The 3,708-nt window shown below is 73.2% G+C and carries 2 protein-coding genes and 1 pseudogene; all 3 read left to right on the plus strand.

Translation table 11 applies throughout. From position 1 onward, the window contains the following. Positions 1-225 precede the first annotated feature (225 nt). Entirely contained in the window at positions 226-1,827 is a 1,602-nt protein-coding gene (locus tag GL263_RS23275) for a beta-N-acetylhexosaminidase (RefSeq protein WP_182857710.1), read from the plus strand. Between the two features lie 419 nt (positions 1,828-2,246). Continuing rightward, positions 2,247-2,894, plus strand: a complete 648-nt coding sequence (locus tag GL263_RS23280) for an RNA polymerase sigma factor (protein ID WP_182857711.1) — start codon at positions 2,247-2,249, stop codon at positions 2,892-2,894. Beyond that, positions 2,891-3,708: pseudogene (locus tag GL263_RS23285) on the plus strand (hypothetical protein); the annotation flags it as partial. The gene GL263_RS23280 and the pseudogene GL263_RS23285, both read left to right, overlap by 4 nt.

The following is a 3,708-nucleotide window of genomic DNA, read 5'->3' on the forward strand; positions in this document are numbered from 1 at the left end:
CCTCTGGGCGTGTCGGAAGGGGCGCGCGGCCCGGGCAGGGGAGCGCGGGTCACGGTAGCGGCGCGCTGGTCGGGAACGCGCGCGTGGTATGCGAGGTTCACCCGTTCGGGGTCTCCATTGTCCACCTTGTTGACCCGTGGCCCGACTTGGGAGGGTCTTCGGTAAGGCTTCACCGAAGGTTCGTCCGGGGCGGATGAGGTGGATGAATCCGGTTAGCGTGATGATATGGCCCCAAAGGTGCGCAACCGGACGGTGTTGGTCGTGCTGGCCGTCGCGGTGACGGCCGCGGTGGCCCTGCTGGTCACGCAGCTCGTCCCCCGCTCGGGCACAGACGGCCCGTCGGGGCCGGGCGGCCGGCAGCAGCCGCCCACGCCCAGCCCGACCCTGCCCCGCGACTACGAGCCCGCCGAGGCGCCGCGCACGATCCCGGCCGTCCGGGAGTGGCGGGCCGGGCGGGGCCCGGGCTGGCGTCCCACCGAGGGCGGCCGGGTGGTCGCCGAACGCGGCGGCCCGCTGGAGGACGAGGCGCGCCTGCTCGCCGAGGAGCTGGAGCTGGAGTACGCCGACGGGGACGCCGGACCCGGCGACGTCGAGCTGGCCCTGAGGCCCGGCACCCCGGGCGGCCGGGAGGGCTACGAGCTGACCACCGGGGACAACCGGGTGCACATCCGGGGCAGCACCGAGACCGGTGTCTTCTACGGCACCCGCACCCTGCTGCAGTCCGTCCGGGACAGCGGCGGCATGCCGGAGGGCACCGTGCGCGACCACCCGGACCGGGCGCAGCGCGGGCTGATGGTCGACATCGCCCGCAAGCACTTCCCCGCCGACTGGCTCGCGGACCGCGTACGCGAGATGGCCGACCTCAAACTCAACCAGCTCCACCTGCACTTCTCCGACGACCAGGCCTTCCGCATCGAGAGCGAGACCAGCCCGGAGATGGTCGCCGAGCAGCACCTGACCAAGCGGGAGGTGCGGGACCTGGTGAGGCTGGCCCGCTCCCGGCACATCACGGTCGTGCCGGAGATCGACTCACCCGGCCACCTCGGCGCCGTGCTGGAGGCGCACCCCGAACTCAAGCTGCGCAACGCCGCGGGCCAGGAGGTCCCCGGCGCCATCGACATAGGCAACCCGGCGTCCGGCCGGCTGATCGACCGCCTTGTGCGCGAGTACGCGCCGCTCTTCCCCGGTACCTACTGGCATCTCGGCGGTGACGAGTACCGCCCGCTGACGGCGTCGGACCCGGAGGCGAACCATCCCCGGCTGCACCGCATCGCCCGGGAGCGCTTCGGCCCGGACGCGGGCGTCGCGGATCTTGCCACCGCCTGGCTGAACGACCGCGCCGCCACCGTCCGCTCCCTCGGTTACACCCCGCAGGTGTGGAACGACGGAATGCACGCGGGCGGTGTGGTGGAGCCGAGCCGGGGCCGCGAGGTGGCCTACTGGACGGGCAAGGAGATCGGCGCCCGGCAGCCGGAGGAGTACCTGCGGGAAGGGTGGAGCCTCGTCAACTTCAATGACGAGTACCTCTACTACGTTCTGGGCGAGCCGCACGACTTCATCTATCCGACCGGCGAGCGTATTTACCGGGAGTGGTCGCCGGCGGTGCTGCGGGGCTCGCGGGCGGTGCCGGCGGAGACGGCCGGGCCGGACCGGATACGCGGGGCGCGGCTGGCGGTGTGGTGCGACCAGGCCGGGGCGCAGACGGTCGAGGAGGTCGCCGAGGGCATAAGGCTGCCGCTGCGGGCGCTCGCCCAGAAGGTGTGGGACCCGCGTCCGCCCGAGACGCCGTGGCCGGACTTCGTGGAGCTTGCCCGGAAGGTGGGGTGAAGCCCGCAGGTCAGCACTCGTATGGCTGAAAGGTGGGGGTTGAGGGAAGGCGTGTGACCTGCCTGTCGGCGCTGCCCGGGGAGGTGGCCGCCGCGTGCGTCCCGGAGGCGGACGCGAAGACGGCCGGGGTCGCCACCCCCCACAGGAGAGACCCCGGCCGCCGTCGAGTACGGACTGCGCAGGCAGGCCCGTACTCCACTCAGCGTCGGCGCCCCACAATGTGTTACTCGGCGACGACCCGCCCCGGTGTAATCGCATCTGCACGTACATCTGCAAGTACATCTTCCATCGGGGAGCATGGACGTAGACCTACTTCAGGCCGTACGGTTCTGATCGCGCACAAGGATTGTCGAAGCTTGAACGACGCGCGCCCGGCCAGGGGCAAGACCAGGCAGACCTCACTACCTAGGGCAGGAAGCGTGCAGGGGGACGAGGCGGAACTCACCGCCGCGGTTCGCGCGGCGCAGGAAGGCGACGAAGTGGCCTTCCGCACCGTTTACCGCGCCGTGCACCCACGGCTGCTCGGCTACGTCCGGACACTCGTACCGGACGCGGACGCCGAGGACGTGGCGTCGGAGGCGTGGTTCCAGATAGCCAGGGATCTCCAGCGGTTCACCGGCGACGCCGACCGGTTCCGCGGCTGGACGGCCCGTATCGCCCGCAACCGGGCGCTCGACCACATCAGGGCGCGCGGTCGGCGACCCGTCGCCGGCGCCGACGAGAGCGAACTCACCGGCATGCCGGACGGCGCCGACACCGCCGACGAGGCCCTGGAAGCCCTCGGCACCGGCCGCACCATGGCGCTGATCTCCCGACTGCCCCGCGACCAGGCCGAAGCCGTCGTCCTGCGCGTGGTCGTCGGCCTGGACGCCAAGAGCGCCGCCCAGGTACTCGGCAAGCGCCCCGGCGCCGTACGCACCGCCGCCCACCGCGGACTGCGGCGGCTGGCCGAGCTGCTGGACGGGGAAGGCGAGCCGGCCGGCGTGGACGGAACCATTCCAGATCAGCGATGGGACCAGGCGCTCACTGTGACGCCGAGGGTCGCCCGAACGCTGAGGGGTACGTGAGGGCTGACGACCGCTACGACTGGCTGGACGACAAAGCCGCGGAGACACTACTGCGCGGTCGTCCCGTCGGCGACACCTCGGTCCGCCCTCTCGACGACACTCCGGCAACCGGCGACACACCGCCCGCCGAATCGGGTGAGACCCACTCCGACACCGGCATCCCACCTAAGGAACACGAGTCGGCGCTGGAACTGATCCGCGCCCTCGAAGGGCTGGCCGCGGAACACCGCCACCCGCCGACGGACACGGAACTTCCCGGCGAGGCCGAAGCACTGGCCGCCTTCCGCACGGCCCGCACCCCGGGTGCCGGCCCCGGGGCGCCCCGGGGCTCCAAGCTCTCCCGCATCCCCGGCAAACCCCTGCGCGCCGGCCTCGCCATGACGCTCGCCGGCTGCGCCCTCGGCGGCGTCGCGATGGCGGCGACCAGCGGCTTCCTGCCCGGGCCCTTCCGCTCCGACGGCGCGCAGGACCCCAAGCGCCCCGGCGGCGGCGCCACCTCGGTGGAGGTCCCCGGCGGCGGCGTGACGGCCGAGCCGCCGGGCAAGGGGACCGGGGGCCCGGGAGACGGACCCGGTGATCACGCCGAGCCCGGCGACCACGGTTCGCACAAGCGGCACAGCGAGGGCGGCGACCGCCCCGGCGACCCGCGGGGCTCCGCCCCGGGTGAACGAGGCGACGGCGGTCACGACCGCGGCACCGCCGGTTCCGGTGGTGGCCACGGCGACACCCGCGACGTGGCCGGCGCCGCGCGCGGCGGCGGCGAGCGCCCCCTACCTGGCGAGGACGCCTACGGCAGCTGGCCCCACCGCACGGA

The organism is Streptomyces durbertensis (assembly GCF_014156695.1).
GTDB lineage: Bacteria > Actinomycetota > Actinomycetes > Streptomycetales > Streptomycetaceae > Streptomyces > Streptomyces durbertensis.